At 63.3% G+C, this 24,077-nt stretch carries 25 protein-coding genes and 1 riboswitch; of the genes, 13 read left to right on the top strand and 12 right to left on the bottom strand.

The annotated features are described in order from the left end of the window. Positions 1-8 precede the first annotated feature (8 nt). A complete protein-coding gene (lysA, locus tag NKI16_RS05000) occupies positions 9-1,277 on the top strand; it encodes a diaminopimelate decarboxylase (protein ID WP_352621646.1) in 1,269 nt (422 codons plus the stop codon). 92 nt (positions 1,278-1,369) lie between these two features. Here the strand turns inward: lysA and NKI16_RS04995 are convergent, their stop codons facing one another. Continuing rightward, positions 1,370-1,672, bottom strand: a complete 303-nt coding sequence (locus NKI16_RS04995) for an ArsR/SmtB family transcription factor (protein WP_352621645.1) — start codon at positions 1,670-1,672, stop codon at positions 1,370-1,372. A gap of 50 nt (positions 1,673-1,722) precedes the next feature. On the opposite strand from NKI16_RS04995, the gene NKI16_RS04990 reads away from it, so the two are divergent. Together NKI16_RS04990 and NKI16_RS04985 are read left to right on the top strand one after the other, a co-directional pair. After that, complete coding sequence (locus tag NKI16_RS04990) at positions 1,723-2,664, top strand: threonine/serine dehydratase (protein WP_352621643.1); 942 nt, start codon at positions 1,723-1,725, stop codon at positions 2,662-2,664. Positions 2,665-2,873: 209 nt separating this feature from the next. Continuing rightward, on the top strand, positions 2,874-5,489 hold the full coding sequence (locus NKI16_RS04985) for a TIGR02302 family protein (RefSeq protein ID WP_352621641.1): 2,616 nt from the start codon (positions 2,874-2,876) through the stop codon (positions 5,487-5,489). 73 nt (positions 5,490-5,562) lie between these two features. Here NKI16_RS04985 and NKI16_RS04980 read toward each other — a convergent pair whose 3' ends face one another. Then, positions 5,563-6,420, bottom strand: coding sequence for a LysR substrate-binding domain-containing protein (locus tag NKI16_RS04980; RefSeq protein WP_352621639.1), 858 nt, complete (start codon positions 6,418-6,420; stop codon positions 5,563-5,565). Positions 6,421-6,642: 222 nt separating this feature from the next. Here NKI16_RS04980 and NKI16_RS04975 point away from each other — a divergent pair, with 222 nt between their 5' ends. After that, complete coding sequence (locus NKI16_RS04975) at positions 6,643-7,593, top strand: DMT family transporter (RefSeq protein WP_352621637.1); 951 nt, start codon at positions 6,643-6,645, stop codon at positions 7,591-7,593. Positions 7,594-7,612: 19 nt separating this feature from the next. Here NKI16_RS04975 and NKI16_RS04970 read toward each other — a convergent pair whose 3' ends face one another. From NKI16_RS04970 to NKI16_RS04960, 3 genes are all read right to left on the bottom strand, one after another. Further along, the gene (locus tag NKI16_RS04970) at positions 7,613-7,984 is read right to left on the bottom strand and encodes a response regulator (RefSeq protein WP_023677925.1); all 372 of its coding nucleotides are present in this window, start codon (positions 7,982-7,984) and stop codon (positions 7,613-7,615) included. A 179-nt stretch (positions 7,985-8,163) separates the two neighbouring features. After that, a complete protein-coding gene (hpt, locus tag NKI16_RS04965) occupies positions 8,164-8,706 on the bottom strand; it encodes a hypoxanthine phosphoribosyltransferase (RefSeq protein WP_254816654.1) in 543 nt (180 codons plus the stop codon). A gap of 185 nt (positions 8,707-8,891) precedes the next feature. Beyond that, positions 8,892-9,182, bottom strand: a complete 291-nt coding sequence (locus tag NKI16_RS04960) for a hypothetical protein (RefSeq protein WP_352456694.1) — start codon at positions 9,180-9,182, stop codon at positions 8,892-8,894. Between the two features lie 236 nt (positions 9,183-9,418). Here NKI16_RS04960 and ftsE point away from each other — a divergent pair, with 236 nt between their 5' ends. The 3 genes from ftsE to NKI16_RS04945 all read left to right on the top strand — a co-directional run bounded on the left by ftsE (position 9,419) and on the right by NKI16_RS04945 (position 11,907). Beyond that, a complete protein-coding gene (ftsE, locus tag NKI16_RS04955; protein WP_023677923.1) occupies positions 9,419-10,078 on the top strand; it encodes a cell division ATP-binding protein FtsE in 660 nt (219 codons plus the stop codon). Further along, the gene (locus tag NKI16_RS04950; RefSeq protein WP_352621635.1) at positions 10,071-11,054 is read left to right on the top strand and encodes a cell division protein FtsX; all 984 of its coding nucleotides are present in this window, start codon (positions 10,071-10,073) and stop codon (positions 11,052-11,054) included. Before ftsE ends, NKI16_RS04950 begins: the two co-directional genes overlap by 8 nt. Positions 11,055-11,316: 262 nt before the next feature. Continuing rightward, the gene (locus NKI16_RS04945; protein ID WP_502897573.1) at positions 11,317-11,907 is read left to right on the top strand and encodes a YdcF family protein; all 591 of its coding nucleotides are present in this window, start codon (positions 11,317-11,319) and stop codon (positions 11,905-11,907) included. A 15-nt stretch (positions 11,908-11,922) separates the two neighbouring features. Here the strand turns inward: NKI16_RS04945 and NKI16_RS04940 are convergent, their stop codons facing one another. Further along, complete coding sequence (locus NKI16_RS04940; RefSeq protein ID WP_352621631.1) at positions 11,923-12,543, bottom strand: pyridoxamine 5'-phosphate oxidase family protein; 621 nt, start codon at positions 12,541-12,543, stop codon at positions 11,923-11,925. Between the two features lie 131 nt (positions 12,544-12,674). On the opposite strand from NKI16_RS04940, the gene NKI16_RS04935 reads away from it, so the two are divergent. Together NKI16_RS04935 and NKI16_RS04930 are read left to right on the top strand one after the other, a co-directional pair. Then, a complete protein-coding gene (locus NKI16_RS04935; RefSeq protein WP_352621630.1) occupies positions 12,675-13,583 on the top strand; it encodes a LysR family transcriptional regulator in 909 nt (302 codons plus the stop codon). Between the two features lie 107 nt (positions 13,584-13,690). After that, a complete protein-coding gene (locus tag NKI16_RS04930; RefSeq protein WP_352621628.1) occupies positions 13,691-14,491 on the top strand; it encodes a lysophospholipid acyltransferase family protein in 801 nt (266 codons plus the stop codon). Between the two features lie 27 nt (positions 14,492-14,518). Here the strand turns inward: NKI16_RS04930 and NKI16_RS04925 are convergent, their stop codons facing one another. After that, entirely contained in the window at positions 14,519-15,139 is a 621-nt protein-coding gene (locus NKI16_RS04925) for a LysE family translocator (RefSeq protein WP_352621626.1), read from the bottom strand. Between the two features lie 78 nt (positions 15,140-15,217). After that, the gene (locus tag NKI16_RS04920) at positions 15,218-16,165 is read right to left on the bottom strand and encodes an aldo/keto reductase (protein ID WP_352621624.1); all 948 of its coding nucleotides are present in this window, start codon (positions 16,163-16,165) and stop codon (positions 15,218-15,220) included. A 345-nt stretch (positions 16,166-16,510) separates the two neighbouring features. Between NKI16_RS04920 and NKI16_RS04915 the strand changes: the two genes are divergently transcribed. After that, complete coding sequence (locus tag NKI16_RS04915; RefSeq protein ID WP_023677915.1) at positions 16,511-17,491, top strand: quinone oxidoreductase family protein; 981 nt, start codon at positions 16,511-16,513, stop codon at positions 17,489-17,491. A 44-nt stretch (positions 17,492-17,535) separates the two neighbouring features. On the opposite strand, the gene NKI16_RS04910 is transcribed toward NKI16_RS04915, so the two are convergent. After that, entirely contained in the window at positions 17,536-18,069 is a 534-nt protein-coding gene (locus NKI16_RS04910; protein WP_352616048.1) for a gamma-glutamylcyclotransferase, read from the bottom strand. 114 nt (positions 18,070-18,183) lie between these two features. On the opposite strand from NKI16_RS04910, the gene NKI16_RS04905 reads away from it, so the two are divergent. Further along, positions 18,184-19,185 (top strand): DUF2125 domain-containing protein, encoded by a 1,002-nt coding sequence (locus NKI16_RS04905; protein WP_352621622.1) that lies wholly within the window; start codon positions 18,184-18,186, stop codon positions 19,183-19,185. 134 nt (positions 19,186-19,319) lie between these two features. Here the strand turns inward: NKI16_RS04905 and NKI16_RS04900 are convergent, their stop codons facing one another. Both NKI16_RS04900 and hisC read right to left on the bottom strand, forming a co-directional pair. Beyond that, positions 19,320-20,255, bottom strand: coding sequence for a prephenate/arogenate dehydrogenase family protein (locus NKI16_RS04900; RefSeq protein WP_352621620.1), 936 nt, complete (start codon positions 20,253-20,255; stop codon positions 19,320-19,322). A 6-nt stretch (positions 20,256-20,261) separates the two neighbouring features. Further along, on the bottom strand, positions 20,262-21,371 hold the full coding sequence (hisC, locus tag NKI16_RS04895) for a histidinol-phosphate transaminase (protein WP_352621618.1): 1,110 nt from the start codon (positions 21,369-21,371) through the stop codon (positions 20,262-20,264). 138 nt (positions 21,372-21,509) lie between these two features. Further along, positions 21,510-21,587: riboswitch (SAM riboswitch) on the top strand. A 92-nt stretch (positions 21,588-21,679) separates the two neighbouring features. Between hisC and metX the strand changes: the two genes are divergently transcribed. Together metX and metW are read left to right on the top strand one after the other, a co-directional pair. After that, a complete protein-coding gene (gene metX / locus NKI16_RS04890) occupies positions 21,680-22,849 on the top strand; it encodes a homoserine O-acetyltransferase MetX (RefSeq protein ID WP_352621616.1) in 1,170 nt (389 codons plus the stop codon). A gap of 115 nt (positions 22,850-22,964) precedes the next feature. Next, a complete protein-coding gene (gene metW, locus NKI16_RS04885; protein WP_352621614.1) occupies positions 22,965-23,579 on the top strand; it encodes a methionine biosynthesis protein MetW in 615 nt (204 codons plus the stop codon). A 25-nt stretch (positions 23,580-23,604) separates the two neighbouring features. On the opposite strand, the gene NKI16_RS04880 is transcribed toward metW, so the two are convergent. Further along, positions 23,605-23,925, bottom strand: coding sequence for a DUF1330 domain-containing protein (locus tag NKI16_RS04880; RefSeq protein WP_352621612.1), 321 nt, complete (start codon positions 23,923-23,925; stop codon positions 23,605-23,607). Between the last annotated feature and the right edge of the window lie 152 nt (positions 23,926-24,077).

The raw sequence follows: 24,077 nt of genomic DNA, 5'->3' as shown, positions 1-24,077 counted from the left end.
CCAATCTCGTGAACCATTTCGACTACCGCGACGGCGCGCTGCATGCCGAGGACGTGGCGATATCAGACATCGCCGCCAGCGTCGGCACGCCGTTCTACTGTTATTCGACGGCGACGCTGACCAGGCATTTTCGCGTCTTCACCGAGGCCTTTGCCGGGCTCGATGCTCTCGTCTGCTATGCCATGAAGGCGAATTCCAACCAGGCCGTGCTGAGGGTGCTGGCAAGGCTCGGCGCCGGCGCCGACGTGGTCTCGGAGGGCGAATTGCGCCGCGCTTTGGCGGCCGGCATCCCGGCAAGCAAGATCCTGTTTTCGGGCGTCGGCAAGACCGCGCGCGAAATGGATTTTGCGCTCTCGGCCGGCATTCTCTGTTTCAACGTCGAATCCGAACCGGAGCTGGAGCTGCTGTCGGCCCGCGCCACCGCGCTGGGCAAGATCGCGCCGATCTCGCTGCGCATCAATCCGGATGTCGACGCCAGGACGCACAAGAAGATTTCGACTGGGAAGGCCGAGAACAAGTTCGGCATTCCGTGGCAGCATGCGCGGAAGGTCTATGCGCGCGCGGCTGAGCTGCCGGGCATCAAGGTCACCGGCATAGACACCCATATCGGCAGCCAGATCACCGAATTGCAGCCCTTCGACGACGCCTTTGCGCTGCTGGTGGAGCTGGTCGGCGCCTTGCGCTCCGACGGTCATGCCATCGAGCACATCGATGTCGGCGGCGGCCTTGGCATTCCCTACCGCGTCGACAACAACCCGCCGCCTTTGCCCGATGCCTATGCCCAGATCGTCAGGAAGCATGTTGCCAAACTTGGGCTGAAGGTAATGTTCGAGCCAGGCCGGCTGATCGTCGGCAATGCCGGCATCCTGGTCTCGCAGGTGATCTTCGTGAAGGAGGGCGACGCCAAGAACTTCCTCGTCGTCGACGCCGCGATGAACGATCTGATCCGGCCGACGCTTTACGACGCTTTCCACGACATCAAGCCGGTGGCGCAGCAGCCGGCCGCAGCACCACGCATGAAGGTCGACGTCGTCGGCCCGGTTTGCGAGACCGGCGACTATCTCGGGCTCGACCGTGACCTGCCCCGGCTGAAATCCGGCGACCTGATCGCTGTCTCCACCGCCGGCGCCTATGGCGCCGTTCAGGCCGGCACCTACAATACCAGGCTGCTGGTACCGGAAGTGCTGGTCGACGGCGACCGCTTCCACGTTGTGCGCCCGCGCCAGACCTATGACCAGCTGATCGGACTGGACTCGGTGCCGGACTGGTTGGAGTAGACCATGATCCCGAACCGAAGGTCCGCGTCAGCGAAAAGTGGAAACCGGTTTTCGGAACCGATCATGGTCAAACAAAAATAGATACCTGAGCGCTACAGCCGGTGCTGAATGAGCGCCCTGGTTTCGGCGACCCTGTCTTCGTTCCGGCGATAGAATATCCACTGCTTGATGCGCTTGCTACGCAAAAGCCCTGTCTGGGTGAGCACGCGCATGTGCTCGCTGAGCGTCGCCTGGGTGATCCCCAGCTTTTCCGCGATCAGCAGCGCGCAGACGCCGTCCTCGACCAGATCGCCGTCCGCCTGCGGCGGAAAATGCGCGCGCGGGTCCTTCAGCCAATCGAGGATCTGGAGCCTGCGCTCGTTGGCAATCGCTTTGAAAACGTCGACCTCTTGCATTTAGGAACTTTGCCAAGTTACTAAGTAATGTCAACTCTGGGAGTGAAAACATGCTGCACGGCCACACGATCACACGCGAGCGCATTGCGGCGATAGAACCCCGCATCCGGCCCTTCGTGCGCCACACGCCGGTGCTGCGCGTCGACATGGCCGATTTCGGCCGCCCGCCTCTGCCTGTCGACCTGAAGCTTGAGTGCTTGCAGCATTCCGGCTCGTTCAAGGCGCGCGGTGCGTTCACCAATCTCCTCGAACGGCCGGTTCCTGCGGCCGGCGTCGTCGCCGCGTCGGGCGGCAACCACGGCGCCGCGGTCGCCTATGCCGCCATGCAACTCGGCCACAAGGCGACCATCTTTGTTCCCGAAGTGAGCCCGCAGGCCAAGCTGGACCGCATCCGCGGCTACGGCGCCGAGCTGATCGTCGGCGGCGCCCGTTATGCCGAGGCGCTGGCCGCCAGCGAGAGCTTCGCCGAAAAATCCGGCGCGCTGCAGATCCACGCCTTCAACCAGGAGGAGACGCTGGTCGGGCAAGGCACGCTCGGCCTCGAGATCGAGGCCGACCTGCCGAAGCTCGACACCCTGCTGGTCGCCGTCGGCGGCGGCGGGCTGATCGGCGGCATCGCTGCCTGGTTTTCCGGCCGCATCAGGATAATCGCGGTCGAGCCGGAGGGTGCGCCGACGCTTCATCGCGCCTTCGAGGCGGGCCGACCCGTCGACGCGCCGGCTGAGGGCGTCGCCGCCGATTCGCTCGCGCCAAAGCGTGTCGGCGAAATGATGTTTCCTATCGCCGAGGCATTCGTCGAGCGCTCGATCCTGGTCGGCGACGACGACATTATCGCCGCCCAGGCGGCGCTGTGGGACCGCGTGCGAATCATCTCCGAGCCGGGCGGTGCGGCCGCCTTCGCGGCGCTCCTGTCCGGCCGCTACGCACCGGCTGCAGGCGAGCGCGTTGCCGTACTGGTCTGCGGCGCAAACGCCAATCCGGCGAAATTCTGACAATATCCGGGGCATTATTGTTCACGTTTTGGGGAACCGCCTCGCCTTCGCCGTGTTTGTTGGTATCCTTAGGATGTGCATCCGCTTGGACGCACGAAGTACGCGCTAAGATTTTAGGTCTTCGCATCGTGCTTCCCGAAAATCGACTTTTCGGGCCCATGCGATAGACTCGTGAGGCCTGGGCTATCCCGCCCGGCCAGGAAGGGCCGATGACACAACGACCCATTTTCACCAGCGATCGCAGTCTGGCCAGGCGCCTTGCCTTGAGCCGGCTGGGGACGCAGGTCTCGATAATCGTCGAACGCGGCTGGCCATTGCTGCTGCCACTGATCATCGTCGCGAGCCTGTTCCTCAGCATTTCGTGGCTCGGCCTGTTCCCATTTTTGCCCGATCTGGCGCGGATCGGTCTTATCACGGCATTCGGCGTCGCAGCGCTTGCCGCACTCTATCCACTGCGTTTCTTCCGCACGCCATCCAGTGCCGAGGTCGACCGCCGCATCGAGGCGGCCAACCGATTGCTGCACAGCCCGGTGCAGGTCCAGACCGATCGCCCGAGCGGCAAGGAAAGCATTTTTTCGCAAGCCCTGTGGCGCGAGCATCAGCGGCGCATGGCGGACCGGCTGGGCGAGCTTGGCGGCGACGTGCCACGCACACGCGTGCCGGAACGCGACCCGTGGGCGCTGCGCGCCGTTGCCGCGCTTTTGTTGGTCACTGCCTTTGCCTTCTCCTTCGGGCCATCGGGCGGCAGGCTGAGCGACGGTTTTGTTGCCCGTGCCGCCCGCGACGTCGTGCCGCCGCGCATTGATGCCTGGGTGACGCCGCCGGCCTATACCGGCAGGCCGCCGGTATTCCTGAACGCCCCGGTCCTGGCCAACAACGCCACTCAAGCGCCGCCGACCTTCACGGTTCCGGAGGGCAGCGATGTGTCGCTGCGCGTCACCGGCGGTTCGGGCGAGGAAACGCTGAGCTACGCCGACACCGGCGGCAACACCCGCGCCATCGATCCGACCGGGCCGCAAGCCGCCAAGACTGAGGCAAGTCCGGCAATGCCTTCCACCGTGCGCCAGTTCAGCGGCAAGTTAACGGCCGACGGCACCCTGACGCTGCAGTCCAGCGACGGCGAGCTCGGCCGCTGGGCCTTCGCCATAATTCCCGACAAGCCGCCGCAGATCCGCTTTGTCGGCGAGCCGAAGCGCGCCGTCAACGGCGCCTTCGAACTCAACTACCAGATCGACGACGACTATGGCGCGGCCTCCGCCAAGGCGGTTTTCGCATTGGCCGATCCGCAGGTGCCCAACGCGCATCCGCTCTATGGCCCGCCGGAAATGCCGCTGACGTTGCCGCGCCGCGGCGGCAAGGCCAATGCCGCTAAGACGACGAAGGATCTGACCGACCATGTCTGGGCAGGTGGCAACGTCAAGCTGTCACTTGTCGCCACCGACGGTGCCGGACACACGGCGACCAGCGAAACCAAGACGCTGGTGATGCCGGAGCGGCCATTCTCCAACCCGTTGGCGCGGGCTGTGGTCGAGCAGCGCCGCATACTGGCGCTCGACGCCTATGCCAAGGACCGCGTGCTCGACCTGATGGATGCAATCACGCTCAGGCCGGAAGACACGTTCGACAACATGGCGCACTACCTCGCCATCATGAGCGCCCGCACCCGGCTGAAGATGGCAGACAGCGACGACCAGTTGCGCGACGAGGTCGCTTACCTCTGGGAGATCGCGCTCGGTATCGAGGAAGGCAATCTGTCCGCGGCCGAGAAGCGGCTGCGCCAGGCGCAACAGGCGCTGCAGGATGCGATCAAGAACGGCGCCAGCGACCAAGAGATCGAGAAGGCGATGAAGGAACTGCGCGAGGCGATGAACCAGTTCCTGCAGGAATTCGCGGCGCGGGCGCAGCAGAATCCGAATGCGCCACAGATGCAGCAGAACGGTCAGGAACTGCGCCAGAGCGACATCGACCGCATGATGGACCAGATCGAGAACCTGGCGAAATCCGGCAATCGCGACCAGGCGCAGCAATTGCTGTCCGAGTTGCAGGACATGATGAACAATCTGCAGGCAGGCCGCCAGCAGCAAGGCGGCCAGCAAGACAGCGAGATGCGCCAGCAGATGGACAAGCTGGGCGAGATCATGCGGCGCCAGCAGGAGATGATGAACGACACTTTCCGTATGGACCAGATGCAGCGCGGCCAGCAACAGCGCGGGCAGAACCGCGACGAGCAGCTCGGCGAGAACGGTGAGCCAGGCCCGATGGGCGAAGAGGGCAAACCCGGCCCGGGTGACGACCGCGATCCGCTCGGCCGGCCGAAGCCGATGACGCCGCAGGAATTTGCTGATGCGCTGAAGCAATTGCAGGAAGGCCAGGGCAAGCTGCAGGGCGAGCTCGATCAATTGAGGAAGAGCCTCGAAGGCATGGGCCTCGACCCCAATGAGGGGTTTGGCGAGGCCGGCAAATCCATGGGCAATGCCGAACAGGCGCTCGGCGAGGGCGAAGGCGATCAGGCCGTCGGTCACCAGGGCCGCGCATTGGAAGCCTTGCGCAGGGGCGCCAAGGACATGATGAAGCAACTTCAGGCGATGCAAGGCGACCAGGGCGGCAACGGGCAGGGCGGACGCCAGCAGAATGCCGACCGTGACCCGCTCGGGCGGCCCCGCACCAGCGAGGGTCCCGATGACGGAAGTTCGGTGAGAGTGCCCGACGAGATCGATGTGCAGCGTGCCCGCCAGATCCTCGAAGCGATCCGCAAGCGGCTCGGCAACGCACTCAGCCCCGATATCGAGCGCAGCTATCTGGAGCGGTTGCTGGAGCTGAAGTAAGGCTGCCCCCCAATATTCGGAAGATCGCCGTGCGGTCCGTGGAGGCCGCCACCGCCGGACTGAGCGGCACGTTTTAACGGTTGGCGAACGCCTCGCGGATCGCCTCTTCCATGCCGTCGATGGCCTCGCCGGAAGCGTTCGGATTGCGCCGCAGCACCACGTTCGAGGAATCGATGTCGCCGAACCCGTCGGCGGCCGTAAGCTCGCGGCAGCCGGCCGGGATGTTGCTGCGCGAGATCGGCGCGATCGCCAACCCGGAGGTGACGGCGAGCCGCAGGCCGCCATTGGTATCGCTGGTGTAGGCGACACGATAGGCGAGACCGCGCTGTTCCAGCGCCTTTATGGCGAAATCCTTGCACCAACCGGCACGGTTGTAGAGCGCGATCGGCACCGGCCGCTCCTCATGCATGTGATGCAGCTCCGACGTCACCCATACGGTCGGGTCATGCATCAGCACCTCACCGCCTGACAGATCCTGCCATTCGAACACCACCGCCAGATCGAGCTCGCCGGCGGCGAGCGCCGCGATCTGCGCACCGGAATGCGCGTAGCGGACGGTGATGTCGACCTGAGGATGGCGCTTGGCAAAAGCGCCGAGTGCCCGCGACAGGATCGCGTGGCCATATTCCTCCGGGATACCGATGCGCACCGGCCCGCCAAGCGGCGCCGCGACCATCGATGCCGCCGTCTCGTCGAGCAGTGAAACGATGCGCCTGGCGTTGGCGATGAGTTCGCCGCCGCGCTGCGTCAACGCTACACCGCGCGACCCGCGCTCGAACAGGCTGTCGCCGATCATGCCTTCGAGCCTCTTCATCTGCATCGAGACCGCCGACTGGGTGCGGCCGGCCCGCTCCGCCGCTTTGGTGAAATTGCCGGTGTCGGCGACCGCCACGAAGGTGCGCAACAGGTCGCTGTCGAGATTGGGTCGCATGTGCCCGCCATAAGAAAATCTGATTGCTGGCATCATTCCAATTCGTTTGCAACATGTCAAACGGCGGACGATAGTCCCTTACCCATTGGATATGCGGCCGCGAAATCGGCTGCGGACCAATCAAAAGTCCTCACTCGTACCCGCTGCCCGAAACGGTGGCGGGTTCTTTTTACCCGGATGCAGGCCTGCTTTCGGCCGCGCACGCGGGAGACAGGAGCGCCTATGCAAAATCGGCTTGTGCTCGGCATCCTCAGTCTCTGTCTCGGCGTGCTGGTCTTTTCGCTGCAGGACCCGCTGGTCAAGGCGGTGTCGAGCCACTATCCCGTCACCGAGGTGATGGCGATCCGCTCGATCGTCGCCCTGCCGATCCTGGTTTTCCTTGTCCACGCCGATGTCGGATTGCAGGCGATCCTGTCGAAGCGGTTCGGCATGCTGACGATGCGCGCCTTCATCCAGTTCACCTCCTACACGGCCTACTACCTGGCAATCGCCGCCCTGCCGCTGGCTGACGCGGTGGCGCTCTATTTCATGGCGCCGCTGTTCATCATGGCGTTGGCCGGCCCCTATCTCGGCGAACGCGTATCCTGGCAGGCGCTCGCCACCGTCCTGGTCGGCATGCTCGGCGTGCTGGTGATGGTGCGCCCGGGCGCCGGCTTGTTCGACTGGGCAGCGCTGCTGTCGCTAGGTTCGGCTCTGCTCTACGGTTTCTCGCAGCTGATGGCACGCAAGATCGGCGACACCGAATCCTCGACTGTCATGGCTTTCTATCAGAACGGCGCCTATCTGGTCGGCGCCGCCTTGGCGGCGGCATTGTTTTGGCTGGCAGGCATTGACCACGCCGTGCATCCGAGCCTCGAATTCCTCGTCCGGCCATGGGTCTGGCCGGCGACGCCGGATCTCCTCAAGATGGGGGCATGCGGCTTCGTTGCCTCGGCCGGCATGATCCTGTTGTCGCAGGCCTACCGGCTGGCGCCCGCCAACAGCGTCACCACCTTCGAATACACCGGTATCATCTGGTCGCCGCTATGGGGTTTTCTGTTCTTTGCCGAAGTGCCGCGACCAGCGACGGCGGCAGGCGCAGCCCTCATCATCGGCGCCGGCCTGTTTGCGCTCAATGCCAGCCGGCGCCGGAGCGGCGCGCCAGCCATTACGGCGACCTGCGACCCCGCCTGAAGGCGGTCGGCCTTGGGCTTTAGGCGAAGCAGGCGAGCGCCTGTTCGACGCGGGCGCGGATTTCAGCCAGCGTGAACGGCTTTTGCACGACGTCGAGAATAATGCCGTCCAATTCCTCGGCGCGCTCGCGCTGGTCGGCATAGCCGGTCATCAGCATGATCTTCATCGCCGGGAACAGCGCCGCTGCCGCCTTGGCCATCTCGATGCCGTCTATTTCCGGCATGCGGATGTCGGACAGCACAAGGTCATAGCTCCCTTGCGCCGCCCGGATCAGAGAAAGGCCATGTGCGCCGTCGGCGGCAACAGTGACATTATGCCCGGCGCGTTCGAGCGCGCGAGCGGCGAGAGTGCGGACGGATTCATCGTCCTCGACGATCAGGAGCTTTGCCATGGGCAGGATATTTGGCGGGGAAAAGTTGATGTTTCCTGAAGGCGCCAAGGGTCGATGAGGGCTTTTCAGAATTCGCTCCGGCGAGTCAGATGGCGTGGTTTTCGAGAACCGGAGCGGAGCGGACGTTCGAGTCGGAGAGCACCGGCAGGTGGCCGCCGGAGTAGAATTATCAAAAGGCCTCAAGCGTCGCCCTTGACGATGCCGACGAAGGGCAATTCCCGAAACGCGTGGGCGACGTCCATGCCATAACCGACGACGAAATAATCGGGGCAGTCAAAGCCGACATAGTCGGCGTTGAGCGTGGTCTGGCGGCGCATGCGCTTGTCGAGCAGCACGGCGATGGCACAGCTCCTCGCGCCGCGCGACAGCATGAGGTCGCGGGTGAAACTCAGCGTCTTGCCGGATTCCAGAATGTCATCGATCAAAAGCACATCGCGGCCGGCGACCTCGTTGTCGATGTCGCGCAGCACCCTCACCTCACCGCTGGTCGTGCCGGCGCCATAGCTGGAGATGAAGATGAACTCGACCTCCGGCGACAGGCCGACATCGTGCATGGCACGGATAAGATCGGCGGCGAAGATGAACGATCCCTTCAGCACCGAGATTACCAGAAGGTCGTGGTAGTCGTGCCCGGCGATCTCCTTGGCAAGTTCCAGGTTCCGCCGCGCGATGGCGGACGCCGAAAACAGGACTTCGATGTCCTTGCCGCGCACAACTGGCATTGGCTGCCCTTCCAGAAATGATCGCCTTGTAGGCGAAGCCGACCGAAACGGTCTTCAATCTGTTTCTAGGCATGTCGAGCCGGCTGGCAAGGCCAAATCTTTCGCAGGACGCCCGCGAACGGTCGGGTGTCCGCAGCGCGTCGCGGATCGTTTATCTGGTGACCTGTCGATTTTCTGGCGCCGCTCTAACGAACCAGCGCATGGCCGCCCGAAATCCAGAAGGCGGCAAAGGCGGCACCGACGCCGACAATCCAGAAGATCGGCCCACCATGCACCCACAACGGCCGTTCGACGGCGGTTTCGGGCTTGCGCAACATGTCCATGCCTTCGATCGATGGCATGGAAATCATGCGCGCAGGCGGCGGCGCAAAGTCTGGACGTGTAAAATGGCGGGGCAGCACCTCATAGTCGGCATCGATGACCTCGGCGGTCACGTCGCGCATGATGCGTTCCGGCTCGGCGGCCGGATCGGTCATGATTTCGCCGGAAACCGGGCGCGCGGTTCGATCCTCAGCCATCATGGCCCAACACTACCGCACCTGTTCGCTGTTCGTTTCTTTTGGGTAAACGGAAATGGTTAACGCTTCCCCACCGGAACCCCTGTGACTCGCTCGAAAAGCCCCCAAATTAACCGTCGGTTAACCATGCCGGCCGATGGTCTTTCCACAGAAAGGGCTGGCATCTTGCCGCCGAGAATTTCAGGTCGTCGAAAGTGATCCGCTTCGAAAATGTCGGCCTCCGCTATGGCATGGGTCCGGAGATTCTCCGCGACATCTCCTTGCACATTCCGGAGCGCTCCTTTCAGTTCCTGAGCGGACCTTCAGGCGCCGGCAAGACGACGTTGCTGCGGCTTTTGTTCATGTCGCTGAAGCCGACGCGCGGCCTAATCACCATTTTCGGCAAGGACCGCTCGCGCATCTCGCGTACCGAATTGCCGCATCTGAGACGTCGCATCGGCGTGGTGTTCCAGGATTTTCGCCTGCTCGACCATATGACCACCTACGAGAACGTGGCGTTGCCGCTGCGCGTGCGCGGCCGCGAGGAGGCGACCTATCGCACCGACGTCACCGAGCTGCTGAAATGGGTCGGCCTCGGCGAGCGCATGCATGTGCTGCCGCCGGTGCTGTCTGGCGGCGAGAAGCAGCGCGCCGCCATCGCCCGGGCGTTGATCGAGCAGCCCGAGATCCTGCTCGCCGACGAGCCGACCGGCAATGTCGACCCGCCGCTGGCACGACGCTTGCTGCGGTTGTTCATCGAGCTCAACCGGCTGGGCACCGCCGTGGTGATCGCCACACACGACCTCGGCCTGATGGAACAGGTCGACGCACGGCGAATGATCCTGGCCGGCGGAAGGCTGGACATCTATGACTGAGCTCTCCGTCGAACATTTCGAGGGTCAGGACGCCGCGGCGGCAAAGCCCCGCGTCCAGCGCAAAATGGCCCCGATCGTGCCGGCGCAGAACATCGCCGGCCGGGCGCTGGTGCTGGTCATCGCCATCATGACGTTTCTGTCCTGCCTGACGTTTGGCGCCGTCACGCTGGTGCGTGACACCGCCTCCGTCTGGGAGAACCAGATCTCGCGCGAAGCGACAATCCAGATCAAGCCGGTCGACGGCCTCGACATGGAGGCCGCACTTGCGCTGGCCTCGCAGATCGCCGGCGAATTCCCTGGCGTGAAAAGCGCCCGGATCGTCGACCGCGAAGCGACGGCCCGGCTGCTCGAGCCTTGGCTAGGCTCGGGCCTGAACATCGATGAGCTGCCGGTGCCGCGCTTGATCATCATCACCATCGACGAGAATAGTCCGCCCGATTTCGCCGCACTGCGCGCGGCGATCACGCCGAAGCTGCCGAGTGCCTCGCTCGACGATCATCGCACCTGGGTCGACCGGCTGGTTGCCATGGCCCGCACCACGGTAACAATCGGTGTCGCAGTGCTGGCGCTGATGCTGTCGGCGACGGTGCTGACCGTTGTGTTCGCAACGCGCGGCGCCATGGCCGGCAATGGTCACATCATCGAGGTGCTGCATTTTGTCGGCGCCGAGGCGCGATTCATCGCGCGCGAATTCCGCCGGCATTTTCTGGTCACCGGCATGAAGGGCGCCGCGGCAGGCGGCGCCGCGGCGATCCTGGTCTTCATCGTCTTCTCCTGGTGGTCGTCACGCAACATGGCAACGCCGCAGGCCGACCAGGCGACCGCCCTGTTCGGCAATTTCGCCATCGGCTCGGCGGGTTATCTCGGGGTCGCTGTCATGGTGCTGGTGATCGGCGCGTTGACGGCGGCAACCTCCCATTTCACCGTGGTTACCTATCTCAGCGACATCGACATTCGCCAGCCGGACGCCGGCTAAAGGAAAGATCGATCACGGATGAAAACGCATCGTCACGAAAATTGCATTTTTTTCCTACCAAAGGCCTTATTTCGGGATTAACCATTTCATGATGGACGTTCGGGACTCGACCGATACCGCTGGATGCATGCCAGTGCTGGTTGCGCGCCCGCCTGTATTCGCCGAGCCTGATGAATTTGCCAAGCCGGATCAGTTCGCCAAACATGGGCGGCTGCTGGCAGCCCGCTCCTTGCGCATCTCGGCTCTCCTTCTGCTCGCCTTTATGGCGCTGTTTGTCGCCGGCTTCGGCTGGTTCGCCAATACCGTCAGCCGCCTGACTACGCCCGCCAATCCGGCAAGGGCCGACGCTATCATCGTGCTGACCGGCGGCCAGTCGCGCCTCGACGCTGCGATGGGCCTGCTTGCGTTAGGCAAGGGCGAGCGGCTGCTGATCAGCGGCGTCCATCCCTCCGCCAGCCGCCGCCAGCTTCAGGCCGCGACCGGCGGCGACAAGAGGCTGTTTTCCTGCTGCGTCGACATCGACCGCGCCGCGCTCGACACGATCGGCAATGCCGAGGAAAGTGCCAAATGGGTCGAGGACCATGCCTACGGCACGGTCATTCTCGTCACCAACAATTATCACATGCCGCGCAGCCTGCTGGAAATGGGCCGGCTGCTGCACGGCGCCAGGCTCGAGCCCTATCCGGTGGTCAACACCAACCTCGAGAATGGCGGCTGGCTGACCAAGCCAGAAGCGCTGCGCGTGCTGTTCACCGAATACAACAAATACCTGCTGGCGCTGGCGCGCGGCATCATGCCGGTGAAGCAATCGCCCAACGGCGTCACGCTGGCCGACGCCGCGGGCGGAAGCTGAACGGCACCGGCACTTTTATTCCCTGGCTGCTGCATCTGATCGCAAGCGTGCGATCTCCTGTTCGAGCCGTTCGATGCGCTTGTCGCGTTCGCCCAGCGCCGCCGCCACGTCGGCCGCTTCGAAACGCTGCGGGATGTGCTGCGAGCAATTTGAATCCCAAGCCGAAACCGTAAACAGGATGACCTGCTCGGGTCGCGCCTTATAGTCTTGCGGCATCAGCTTTGCCGTCAGCTCGGCATCGCCCTCGACGACTTGCGCTTTGCCCCAGATCTTGATGCGCTGCCGGTGCGCATAATCGATCAGGAATAGGAAAGCCTGTGGGTTGTCGCTGAGGTTGCCCTGGGTGATGAACTGCCTGTTGCCGGAAAAATCGGCAAAGCCGATCGTCCGTTCGTCGAGCACCTTGAGGAAACCGGCAGGCCCGCCGCGATGCTGGATGTAAGGCTGCCCGCCCGCATTGGCGGTCGACAGAAAGACGCTGGTCTGCGCCTCGATGAAGGCGGCGAGATCGGGCGTGATTGCCGCCTGCCAGCCGCCACGTTCCTCGACACGGGCATAGGCCTGGCGCGAGCCCTTGCGCGCCTGAATCGCCTTCACCGTCGGGGTGAAAGCAACATCGCTGGTGTGAGCGTTCATGGAAGCCTCCTCAAGCGCCGAGCTGCGCTGCATTGCTAGTCAGGAAATAGGTCCTTCCATCTTCGAGATGCAGATGCCATATCTGCAATCTATCCTTCCGTTTTTCGGGAGGGCAACTTTTCGGGAGAGCTATGGATCGCCTCCAGTCCATGTCGCTTTTCGTTGCCGCGGCAGAGACAGGCAGCCTCTCGGCTGCCGGGCGCCGCTTCGGCATTCCGCTGACGACGATCAGCCGCAAGGTTTCGGACCTGGAAAAGCACCTGAAGACACGGCTGTTGAACCGCACGGCGCGGCAGCTGTCGCTGACCGATGCAGGCCACGCCTATCTCGCCGCCTGTCGTCGCATTCTCGATGAGGTCGGCGAGGCCGAGCGAATAGCCGCCGGCGAATACAGCGCCCCGACCGGCGAACTGATCGTCACTGCGCCGATCGTCTTCGGCCGCCTGCATGTGCTGCCGGTCGTCACCAGCTTCCTCTCCGTCTATCCTGAGGTAGGTGTGCAGCTGACGCTCGCCGACCGGATAACCCAGTTGGTCGAAGAGCACATCGACCTCGCCATCCGCATCGGCGAGCTTGCCGATTCGAGCCTGATCGCCACCCGCCTGGGCTCAATCCGCCGCGTCGTTTGCGCGAGCCCGGCCTATCTCGCCGAGCACGGCACACCGAAAACGCCGCAGGAGCTTGCAGCACACAGTGCCATCACCTTCGAAGGGCTCACCGCCGCAGCCTGGAGCTTCGCCACCGGCAAGACCGAATTCAGCGTGCCGGTCCGCTCCAGGTTACGGGTCAACACGGCTGAGGCAGCGATCGATGCGGCGATTGCCGGCGTCGGCGTGACGAGGCTGCTTTCCTATCAGATCGCCGCCGCAGTCCGGTCGGGTACGCTGCGCCCGGTGCTGCAAGAGTTTGAGCCAGACCCATGGCCGGTGAGCCTCGTCCATGCCGGCCAGGGGCTACTGCCGGTGAAGCTGCGCGCATTCCTCGACTTCGCCGCCCCGCGCCTGAGACAGCGCCTGCTGCAGGCGGCGTGGCAAACGTGACGAAGACGGCCCATCGCAAGGCCGGGCCGATCGCCCGCCTTGCAGCGTTTCCTTTTTGCCGGCGCTTGGTGTAACCAACGCACACCTCCTCACCGGGCACTTGCTGTATGCTGTATTTCCGCTCGCTGGCGTTCAATCTCGCCTTCTACCTCAATTTGATCGTCCAGATGATCCTCTGGACCCCGTATTATTTCCTGTCGCCACGCCATCGCGCCTGGTTCGTGCCGAAATTCTGGTCGCGCACCAGCATGTGGCTCTACGACAAGATCGCCGGCACCAGAAGTGAGATCACCGGCCAGGAAAACCTGCCTGACGGCTCCTGCATCCTGGCGCCGAAGCACCAGTCCTTCTGGGACACGATCGCTTTCCTGCCTTATCTCGACGATCCCGTTTACATATTGAAACGGGAGCTGACCTGGATCCCGTTCTTCGGCTGGTACATTTTGAAGATGCGGATGATTCCGGTCGACCGCGGCAGCCGCTCGAAGGCATTGAAGACGGTGATCGCCGCGACCAAACAGGAATTGGCGCGCAATCCGCGCCAGCTGATCATCTATCCCGAGGGCACCCGCCGGGCGCCGGGCGACGAACCGGTCTACAAATACGGCATCGTCGAACTCTATGCCCAGCTCGGCATTCCGGTGGTGCCGGTCGCCCACGTCGCCGGTCTCTATTGGCCGCGCCGCAAATTCCTGCGCTATCCCGGCACGATCAAGGCGCGCTTCCTGCCACCGATCCCGCCCGGTCTCGGCAAGGACGAATTCATGCAACGGCTGATCGGCGAGACGGAGGCCGCCTGCGACCAGCTCCTCGTCGAGGCGTCGCAGACGCCGAACCCGCCGCCGATGCCGCCGACGGCGGTGAAACGGCTTGGCGAGCTGGACGCGAAACCTGAATTGAAAGGCTGAGACACCCGCGGCGGATGCCAGAAAGGCTCACGGCAAGGCAGCCAAGGCAGCTGTTGCAACCAGCGTCACGGCAAACACCAGATTGATGATCCGCGACGCCAGCGGTTTGCGCAACAAACGTGCAAAGGCCGTGCCGGCGAGAAGCCACAAGAGATGAATGGCAACAATCATCAAGGCGAGGACCGCCAGCTTGGCTGAAATAGCAAGACCGCCGGCGCCGGAAGACGCGCCGGCAAACACGGCGGCAATCGCCACATAGGCTTTCGGATTGGAAACGGCCAGAAGGAACCCACCCAGGAAAGTGGGAAGCGCCGCCCCACCAATGCGTGCCGCCAGCGGCGGCGCCGTCGCTATCTTGAACGCCAGATAGAGGATGTAGGCTGCTGACGCGACCGCCAACAGCGCGGCGAGCTTCGGCAGCGCGGTGAGAACGGCCATGATGCCCGTCGCCACCACCAAAAGCACGAGGACCGTCCCGACAACGATTCCCGAGGCATAACGGAGCGAATCGCGCAGGCCGAACGCGGCGCCGATCGCGGTGACGCTTATCGTCGCCGGCCCCGGGCTGCCCATAACGATGGCCGATGCCAGCACAAGCGCCAGCAATTGCTGCCATAGCTGCTGATCGAGAAGACCCTGTCCGGTCATGCGGCGTCCCTGCATCCTGCGACGATGCAGGGACGGTAGGGCAAGGCAGCGGCGCCGGTCTTGAACGATCGTGCGCGGCTATGCGCTGGCCTTGTCGAGCTCGGCGATATCGTCCGGGCTGAGCTGCAACGACGCGGCACGCACCAGGCTGTCGAGCTGGTCGAGCGTCGTCGCGCTGGCGATCGGGGCGGTGACGCCGGGCCGCGCCATGACCCAGGCAAGCGCCACTTCCGCTGGCTTGGCCGAATGTCTGGCTGAAATGGCATCGAGCGCTGAGAGAATGCGCACGCCGCGGGTGTTGAGATAGCCTTTCACACCGCCACCGCGCGGGCTTTTGCCGAGGTCGGCCTCGCTGCGGTACTTACCGCTCAGAAACCCCTTGGCGAGGCTGAAATAGGTGATCACGCCGATGTCCTCGGTCACGCACAGATCGCGCAGCGGACCATCGAAGGACGAGCGGTCGTAAAGGTTGTATTCCGGCTGCAGCACCTCGTAGCGCGGCAGGCCGCGCAGGCTTGCTACGTCAAGTGCGGCCCGCAACTGGGCGGCGTCGAGGTTGGAAGCGCCGGCATTACGGATTTTACCCTTGTCGAGCAGTTTCTGGTAGGCGCCGAGCGTTTCCTCATAAGGGGTCGCCGGGTCGGGCCAGTGCGACAGATAGAGATCGACGCCATCTACCTGCAGCCTCTTCAGCGAAGCATCGATGGCCTTTTCGATATAGGCGGCGGACAGGTCCCTCTTGCCCTGTCCCATATCCGAACCGACCTTGGTGATGACGACAACCTTGTCGCGGTTACCACGGCTCTTCATCCATCGGCCGATGATGGTTTCGGATTCGCCGCCCTGGTGGCCGGCAATCCAGCGCGAATAGGAATCGGCCGTGTCGATGGCGTTGAAACCGGCTCCGACAAAGCGGTCGAGCAAGTCGAACGAGGTTTTCTCATCGGCGGTCCAGCCGAACACATTGCCGCCCAGGACCAATGGCGCGATGGATAGGTCGGTGCGACCGAGACGACGTTTCTGCAAGGCTGATCTCCATGGTGATTCATGCTGGGGCGGATGGGAGCCGCCGACCGGGCTAACCTATGTCGCGCCGTAACAACGTCAAACGCATAGCCTCTTTTCCAACCCGCCGGCGCTTCACAAAGCCGCGACCCGCCGCGGCGTGTCCGGCCTCAAGGCGGTGGTCCGGGATATCCAAACCAGCATTCTCTGAAGAAACAATCTGGCAAGTTTGGCATATAGATTGTCAAATCTGCCAATTCTGACTTTTGCCGGCCGACCGTAGGTTCCGCCGCGCCGACGCAAGTCTCGGCACGATCTGGCCAAGCACAGACTGTTTGCCCCGGATCGTTTGTCGTGGAGACCGGAATGAAAGCAATTGTATTTGACGCTATCGGCTCGCCGCGCGACGTGCTCTATGTGGACGACCTGCCGATGCCGCGGATCGGCGACGGCGAGGTGCTGGTCAGGATGGTCTCGGCATCGATCAATCCGGGCGACTTCCTGTTTATCCAGAACCTCTATCCCGAACCGAAGAAGCCGCATTTTCCCCGGCAGATCACGGGAAACCATGGCGCCGGCATCGTCGAAGCCGTTGGCGCGGACGTTTTGCTGGAACCGGGGACGCTTGTCGCATTCAGCTATTATGGCAGTTGGGCCGAGTACGCGGCGATTCCCGCCGAATGGCTGATCCCGTTGCCTGCCGGCTATCCGGTCGAACGCGCCGGGCAGATGGTGAACCCCATTACCGCGTGGGATCTGCTGGTGGATTCCCGTGTGCGGCCTGGCCAGTGGCTGGCTGTCACGGCCGGCTATTCGTCAATTTCGACAATGGTGATGCAGTTCGCCCAACGACGCGGCATCAACGTCATCGCTCTTGTGCGGCGCTCGCACCAAAGCTTCGACCTGAAGGCGCTTGGCGCCGCCGCCACTCTTGACCTTTCGGAGTTGAAGGCAAGCATCCGGGAAGCGGTGATGGATATCACCGGTGGCGCCGGATTGAACGGGATTATCGACAATGTCGGCGGACCTGTCAGCGGCGAATTGATCCGCACCCTGGCGCTTGGCGGACAGATGGTGATCAATGGCGGCATGAGTTCCGAGCGCTTCGAACTGCACAATTTCGATGTCTTGCTGAGCGGCGTCGAAATCAGGGCAAATATCTATCGCTACTTCTTTTCGCCGCCTGCCGAAGCCGACCGGCCTGTCCTACGCAAGATCATCGACACCTTCGGCCAGCCGGGCTTCCACGTCCCTGTCGGCGGTCTCCACGCGCTGACCGAGTTCAAGCTTGCCGTGGCAAACAGTCTGGATCGCGCCGATCTCGGAAAACAGATTTTCAGGATGTAGCCCGCTTCACGACACCGAAAACATCATGGTAACGATAAAAGGCGCTACGTCGCGATCCGTCTCGTCACGTCTTCCAGCCAGTGGTCGCTTATACCCAGTGCTTCGAGGTGCTCCAGCGTGCTGAGCACGTAATCCTCATTCCTCCCCGACTGGCCGACGGCGCCGCGAACGACGGCCGCCGCCTCGGCCGGGTCGAGCGCACCGGCATATTGCTCATGGCTGCGGTCCACGACATAGGCGACGGCGTCGACCGTCTTGCCCCCATCCGTTTCACCCTTGTCGAGGCGAACGCTGAGCACACGTTCGAGATAGACGTTGGTGACCAGCTCGCGTTCGCGCAGATAGGTAATGACCTCGTTGCGCAGCTCGCCTGGAACCCGGAACGCCAGCCCGATGCAGGAGCCTCCGCGGTCAAGGCCGAGCACCAGGCCCGGCCGTTCGCGCGTGCCGCGATGCACGAAAGAATAGACGCAGAGCGAACGGCGGTAGCCATGCAGGCGGGCGCGCCGCGTCTCGACATGTGCGAATCCCGGTCGCCAGATCAGTGAGCCGTAGCCAAAAACCCAAAAATCGCCCATATCGCCAAGCCTGATTGTGACGACTACCTCACCGGTGGTGTTTCAGTCCGTCTACCTGTTGGTGCCGCAAGCGACAGCCCACCCGTGCCACCCCGCGTTAACGAAAGCCGCAGCATGACGTCAAGTGACGAGCGCCCGCCGCCCAGCCAACGTCGCCGCCTGTTGTGGCTTGCCGCTTTCATTCTCGTGCTGTTCGGCATCTACAGCGCGGGCTGGTTCTACCTGGCGGACCTGGTCGAGAGCGCAACCAAAAAGGCGGTCGCCGATCTCGACGACAAAGGCATCAAGGCCGACTGCGCCAATCTCGCGGTCAGCGGCTATCCCTTCAGCTTCACCGTTTCCTGCGACAGCCTGGCTTACGAGGACGACAGCCGCAACGTCGCGGCATCGACAGGCAAGATCAACGCCGCCACGCAGATCACCCGGCTTCTGTCGCCTGCCGCCGAGCTCAGGGGGCCGCTCAGGACCTCAGTTCCCGGCATGACCCCGCTCTGGATCGACTGGGATGATCTGCGGGCCGACATGAAGCTGTCCTGGCCGCTGCCGAGGCGCCTCTCGCTGCAGGCAGAAGGCCTGTCCGGCCAGACCGATCCGGCAGACGACACCGATCCCGTCTCGCTGTTCAGCGCCGGAACCGCCACCGGGCAATTGCGCCCAAACGGCCCGGACATCGACTATGCCGGCAATTTCACCGATCTTGAAATCGACGCGGCGGCCATCGGCGGCCGCGTCTTGCCGCCGCTCGACGGCAGCGGCGACGTGACGCTGAAGAACGGCGTCACGCTGATCAAGGCAAATCCGAAGAGCCTGCGCGGCAAGGCGGCCGAAATCCACGAGCTCGATCTGTCGTCCGGAACTGCGCGCATCACCGTTTCCGGACCGCTGTCGGTAGATGACGACGGTCTCATAAATGCCGACCTGACGATCAGGCTCAATGATCCAAAGGCCGTGGCGGCGATCCTCGCCACCGCCATCCCCGAGCAGAAGAAAGAGATCCAGACCGGCTTTGCCGGACTGGCGCTGCTCGGCAACCAGCCGTCGATGCCGCTCAAGATCGTCAGGGGCAAGGCCTCGCTCGGCTTCATCCCGCTCGGCAAGATCAAGCCGCTCGACTAGAGCAATTCCAGGAAAAGTGTGAAACGGTTTTCCGTCCGGAATTGCGCAAAAACAAAGAGATAGAGCGGTTCGGCGTGTCTGTGAAACGATGAACCGCTCTAACCCGGGCCGGCCTGCGATCGGCCTGCCGCGGCTTATCCCTTCGGCGGGTGTTCGACTGCCTGGCGGCCGAAATCCGGTACGTCGATATCCTGGCCGGCCTCGATGATCGAGCGGCGGACGGCGCGGGTGCGGGTGAACAGGTCGAACAGTTTTTCGCCGTCGCCCCAGCGGATCGCCCGCTGCAGCGAGGACAGATCCTCGGAAAACCGCGCCAGCATTTCGAGAATGGCGTCCTTGTTGTGCAGGCAGACGTCGCGCCACATGGTCGGGTCGGACGCCGCGAGACGGGTGAAGTCGCGAAAGCCGGAAGCCGAGTATTTGATGACCTCGGACTTGGTCACCGACTCCAGATCGTCGGCGGTACCGACGATATTGTAAGCGATGATATGCGGCAGGTGCGAAACGATGGCCAGCGTCATGTCGTGATGCTGCGGGTCCATCGTGTCGATGTTGGAGCCGCAGCAGCGCCAGAATTCCGAGAGCTTTTCCAGTGCTGCGGGATCGGTACCGGGCAGCGGCGTGAAAATGCACCAGCGGTTCTCGAACAGTTCGGCAAAACCGGCGTCCGGTCCCGATTTTTCGGTGCCGGCCAAAGGATGGCCGGGGATGAAGTGCACGCCATCAGGCACATGCGGCTGCATCTGCGCGATCACCGACGCCTTGGTCGAGCCGACATCGGTGAGGATGGCGCCCTTCTTCAGCGCCGGCGCGATCTCTGCGGCGACCGTGCCTGAAGAGCCGACCGGCACCGAAACGATAACCAGATCAGCATCGCCAACCGCCTCTTTCGCATCCGTCGTATAGGTGTCGCCAAGGTCGAGTTGGCTCGCGCGTGCCAGCGTCGCGTCGCTGCGCGTCGAAATCGCGACTTGGCCGGCGAGTCCCTCGCGGCGGATGACGCGGGCCAGCGACGAGCCGATCAGGCCGATGCCGACCAGCGCGATCTTTTCGAACATCGGTGAGGTCATGGTGTTCTAGCTTTTCAGGAATGTCGCGAGTGCTGCGACAACGCCGCGATTGGCCTCTTCGGTGCCGATGCTCATGCGCAGCGCGCTCGGAAAACCGTAGCCGGAAACGCGCCGCAATATGTAGCCGCGCGCACTGAGGTAGTCGTCGGCGGCCGCCGCCGAATGCTTTTTGTCCTCGGGAAAGTGGATGAGGATGAAATTGCCTACGCTCGGCGTCACCCGCAGCCCGAGCTCGCTTAGTTGCTCGCTCAGCCAGGCTAGCCAGGTCTCGTTGTGCGCGACGCTGCGTTCGATATGGGCGCGGTCGTGGATCGCCGCGATGCCGGCCTCGATCGCCGTCGCATTGACGTTGAAAGGCCCGCGCACGCGGTTGATCGCGTCGATGACGTGCATTGGCGCATACATCCAGCCGATCCGCGCCCCGCCCAGGCCCAATTTGGAGAAAGTGCGGGTCATGACCACGTTTTCCGCGCTGCCCACCAACTCGACGCCGGCTTCATAATCGTTTCGCCGGACATATTCGGCGTAAGCTGCATCCAGCACCAGAAGCACGTTTCGCGGCAGGCCGGCATGCAGGCGGCGCACCTCCTGGAACGGCACGTAGGTGCCGGTTGGATTGTTTGGATTGGCAAGGAAGATGATCCGGGTAGCCGGCGTCACCGCGGCGAGGATCGCATCGATGTCGGCGCGCTCATCGGTCTCCTTGACCGTTACCGGGACGGCACCGGCCGACTGTATGTAGATCTTGTAGACCATGAAGCCGTGTTCGGTGATGATGGCTTCGTCGCCGGGTGCGAGATAGGTCTGCGCCAGCAGGCCTAGAATCTCGTCGGAGCCGTTGGAGCAGACGATGTTCGCCGGGTTGAGCCCGTGCACCTCGGCGATCGCTTCCCTCAGGCGCCTGGCGCTGCCGTCGGGATAGACCGCGAGCTTGTCGGCGACCGCGCGCGCGGCCTCAATCGCCTTTGGCGAAGGACCGAGCGGGTTCTCGTTCGCCGACAATTTATGGACCTTGGCGACACCTTCAGGCGCCGCGCTCTTGCCGGGCACATAGGCTTCAATGTCCATGATGCCGGCGCGGGGCCTTGGACGTGTCTGATCCGGTGTCTGGCTCATTCCATGAAATCCGTCGAGGATGCCTCCATCCGGAGGCCGCAGCGGAAATACAAGCCGTGGCCCGGAATGTCGAGGGGCGGCAATTCGGGATCAAGAACTTGCCGTTGACGAACCCACGCGCGAGTCATAGAAGAGCATCGACAGTTCCGTGGTGATTTGGCCGGTCGGCTTGCAGCCACGTTAAACAACTTGCTAAAGGGCCGTTTGCATCTTGTAACCGGCTTTGCGAAGGCATGGCCGGTTTTTTGTTGCCCTGACTGGCTGTTGCCCGGACCGGTGGACAACGGAAGGCCGGGCAAGGAGATGTGATGGTCGCTTTGCGCGCTCGAAAAACCAACAACGAGGCCGACCAGCCGTCGAGCCCGGTGTTGCGTTTCGGCGCCGACAAGCCGCTCAAGCTCGACGCCGGCACGCTGCTGTCGCCGTTCCAGATCGCCTACCAGACCTACGGCACGCTCAACGACGCGCGCTCCAACGCCATCCTCGTCTGCCATGCGCTGACCGGCGACCAGCACGTCGCCAACACCAATCCGGTGACCGGCAAGCCGGGCTGGTGGGAGGTGCTGATCGGCCCCGGCAAGATCATCGACACCGACCGTTTCTTCGTCATCTCGTCAAACGTCATCGGCGGCTGCCTCGGCTCCACCGGCCCCGCCTCGACAAGTCCCGCCACAGCCAAGCCCTACGGGCTCGACCTACCAATCATCACCATCCGCGACATGGTGCGGGCGCAGTTGATGCTGGTCGAGCATTTCGGCATCGAACAGCTGTTCAGCGTGCTTGGCGGCTCGATGGGCGGCATGCAGGTGCTGCAATGGGCCTCCAGCTATCCCGAGCGCGTCTTCTCGGCGCTGCCGATCGCCACCGGCGCCCGCCATTCCTCGCAGAACATCGCCTTCCACGAGGTCGGCAGGCAGGCGGTGATGGCCGACCCCGATTGGCACGGTGGCAAGTATTTCGAGCATGGCAAGCGGCCGGAAAAGGGGCTGGCGGTGGCGCGCATGGCCGCCCACATCACCTATCTGTCGGAAGCAGCGCTGCACCGCAAGTTCGGCCGCAACCTGCAGGACCGCGAAGCGCTGACCTTCGGTTTCGATGCCGACTTCCAGATCGAGAGCTATCTGCGCCATCAGGGCATGACCTTCGTCGATCGCTTCGATGCCAACTCCTATCTCTACATGACCCGCGCAATGGACTATTTCGATCTCGCCGCCGACCATGGCGGCCGGTTGGCCGATGCCTTCGCCGGCACCAAGACGCGCTTCTGCCTGGTTTCGTTCACCAGCGACTGGCTGTTCCCGACCGAAGAGAGCCGCTCGGTCGTGCACGCGCTGAACGCGGCCGGCGCTTCGGTCTCGTTCGTCGAGATCGAGACCGACCGCGGCCACGACGCCTTTCTGCTCGACGAGCCGGAACTGTTCGCCGCCATCAAAGGCTTCATCGCCTCGGCCGCTCGGGCGAGAGGGCTCGGCGCATGACCCCGAAAAGTTGCAGGCTGTTCGGATCAGGACCATGCGCCAGGCATCAGCGCATGACCCCGAAAAGTTGCAGACTTTTCGGATCAGGATCATGCGCCAGGCAGGAGGCGAACGCATGAGCGTCAACCGCGCCCAGCGCGTCGACCTGGAAGTCGTCGCCGATCTCATCCCGCCGCAGTCGCGGGTGCTGGATGTCGGTTCCGGCGACGGCCTGCTGCTCGAATTGCTGCAGGCGACCAAGAAGGTCGATGGCCGCGGCATGGAGCTTTCGCAGCGCGGCGTCAACGAATGCGTGGCGCGTGGCCTGTCGGTCATCCAGGGCGATGCCGACAAGGATCTCCAATTCTATCCCGACAAGGGCTTCGACTTCGTCGTCTTGTCGCAGACCTTGCAGGCGACCCGCAATCCGAAGCTGGTGCTCGACGAACTGCTCCGGATCGGCAACCGCGCCATCGTCTCATTCCCGAATTTCGGCCACTGGCGGGTGCGCTTTTCGCTACTGTTCAACGGCCGCATGCCGGTGACCAGGGACCTGCCCTATTCCTGGTACGACACGCCGAACATCCATTTCTGCACCATTCGCGATTTCGTCAATCTGTGCGACGAGCTTGGCGCGACGGTGGAAAAGGCGACCGCGCTCGACGCCAATGGCCAGCGGATCGGCTTCTCGATGCCGTGGTGGTTCTGGAATTTTTTCGGCCAGCAGGCGGTGTTTCTGCTGAAACGATAAGAGCCAATCGTGGCAGATCGTCCCTCTATTCGAGAACGTCGGTGGCCTTGTGCGGGTGCTGGACGCCGTCGACGAAGACCACGTCGGACTGGGAATTGCCGGTGCGCAGCGGCAATATCTCCTGATAGGCGGGCGAGTCGTACCATGCACGTGCCTGCTGCCGGTTGGGAAACTCGATGACTATGAGATAGCCCGGCCAGGTGTTTTCAACGACTTCCACCTCGCTGCCATGCACAATGAAGCGCCCGCCAAACGGCTCCAGCGTGGCATCGATCTTCTGCAAATATTCGACGATTTGCGGCCCCGGCGTGACCTGGCGCATATGGGCGACGGCATAGGTGGTCATGGCTGTACTCCTAGTGGTCGAAGCCGAACCACCGGCTTGATAGGAGCAATTTGCCGAGGCCTTGCGCGCTGGTCGATTACCCCCGAGGTAATGAAGCTGAATACAAAACTGGCGCGCCGTTGCCGTTGCTGCTCCGAGCTGCCTTTGCACGA

This window comes from Mesorhizobium sp. M0698, assembly GCF_040320455.1.
GTDB lineage: Bacteria > Pseudomonadota > Alphaproteobacteria > Rhizobiales > Rhizobiaceae > Mesorhizobium.
This window is presented reverse-complemented; position numbering and strand designations above follow the sequence as displayed.

What these genes read in the sequence shown, in the direction of transcription:
- NKI16_RS04925 (WP_352621626.1), bottom strand. Translation starts at nt 15,139, where the DNA reads ATGACCGGACAGGGTCTTCTCGATCAGCAGCTATGGCAGCAATTGCTG.
- hisC (WP_352621618.1), bottom strand. Translation starts at nt 21,371, where the DNA reads ATGAGCCAGACACCGGATCAGACACGTCCAAGGCCCCGCGCCGGCATC.
- NKI16_RS04960 (WP_352456694.1), bottom strand. Translation starts at nt 9,182, where the DNA reads ATGACCGATCCGGCCGCCGAGCCGGAACGCATCATGCGCGACGTGACC.
- metW (WP_352621614.1), top strand. Translation starts at nt 22,965, where the DNA reads ATGAGCGTCAACCGCGCCCAGCGCGTCGACCTGGAAGTCGTCGCCGAT.
- NKI16_RS04995 (WP_352621645.1), bottom strand. Translation starts at nt 1,672, where the DNA reads ATGCAAGAGGTCGACGTTTTCAAAGCGATTGCCAACGAGCGCAGGCTC.
- NKI16_RS04900 (WP_352621620.1), bottom strand. Translation starts at nt 20,255, where the DNA reads ATGACCTCACCGATGTTCGAAAAGATCGCGCTGGTCGGCATCGGCCTG.
- NKI16_RS04935 (WP_352621630.1), top strand. Translation starts at nt 12,675, where the DNA reads ATGGATCGCCTCCAGTCCATGTCGCTTTTCGTTGCCGCGGCAGAGACA.
- NKI16_RS04975 (WP_352621637.1), top strand. Translation starts at nt 6,643, where the DNA reads ATGCAAAATCGGCTTGTGCTCGGCATCCTCAGTCTCTGTCTCGGCGTG.
- NKI16_RS04980 (WP_352621639.1), bottom strand. Translation starts at nt 6,420, where the DNA reads ATGCGACCCAATCTCGACAGCGACCTGTTGCGCACCTTCGTGGCGGTC.
- NKI16_RS04915 (WP_023677915.1), top strand. Translation starts at nt 16,511, where the DNA reads ATGAAAGCAATTGTATTTGACGCTATCGGCTCGCCGCGCGACGTGCTC.
- NKI16_RS04940 (WP_352621631.1), bottom strand. Translation starts at nt 12,543, where the DNA reads ATGAACGCTCACACCAGCGATGTTGCTTTCACCCCGACGGTGAAGGCG.
- NKI16_RS04930 (WP_352621628.1), top strand. Translation starts at nt 13,691, where the DNA reads ATGCTGTATTTCCGCTCGCTGGCGTTCAATCTCGCCTTCTACCTCAAT.
- NKI16_RS04945 (WP_502897573.1), top strand. Translation starts at nt 11,317, where the DNA reads ATGGCGCTGTTTGTCGCCGGCTTCGGCTGGTTCGCCAATACCGTCAGC.
- NKI16_RS04905 (WP_352621622.1), top strand. Translation starts at nt 18,184, where the DNA reads ATGACGTCAAGTGACGAGCGCCCGCCGCCCAGCCAACGTCGCCGCCTG.
- NKI16_RS04990 (WP_352621643.1), top strand. Translation starts at nt 1,723, where the DNA reads ATGCTGCACGGCCACACGATCACACGCGAGCGCATTGCGGCGATAGAA.
- NKI16_RS04970 (WP_023677925.1), bottom strand. Translation starts at nt 7,984, where the DNA reads ATGGCAAAGCTCCTGATCGTCGAGGACGATGAATCCGTCCGCACTCTC.
- hpt (WP_254816654.1), bottom strand. Translation starts at nt 8,706, where the DNA reads ATGCCAGTTGTGCGCGGCAAGGACATCGAAGTCCTGTTTTCGGCGTCC.
- NKI16_RS04985 (WP_352621641.1), top strand. Translation starts at nt 2,874, where the DNA reads ATGACACAACGACCCATTTTCACCAGCGATCGCAGTCTGGCCAGGCGC.
- NKI16_RS04880 (WP_352621612.1), bottom strand. Translation starts at nt 23,925, where the DNA reads ATGACCACCTATGCCGTCGCCCATATGCGCCAGGTCACGCCGGGGCCG.
- metX (WP_352621616.1), top strand. Translation starts at nt 21,680, where the DNA reads ATGGTCGCTTTGCGCGCTCGAAAAACCAACAACGAGGCCGACCAGCCG.
- NKI16_RS04910 (WP_352616048.1), bottom strand. Translation starts at nt 18,069, where the DNA reads ATGGGCGATTTTTGGGTTTTTGGCTACGGCTCACTGATCTGGCGACCG.
- NKI16_RS04950 (WP_352621635.1), top strand. Translation starts at nt 10,071, where the DNA reads ATGACTGAGCTCTCCGTCGAACATTTCGAGGGTCAGGACGCCGCGGCG.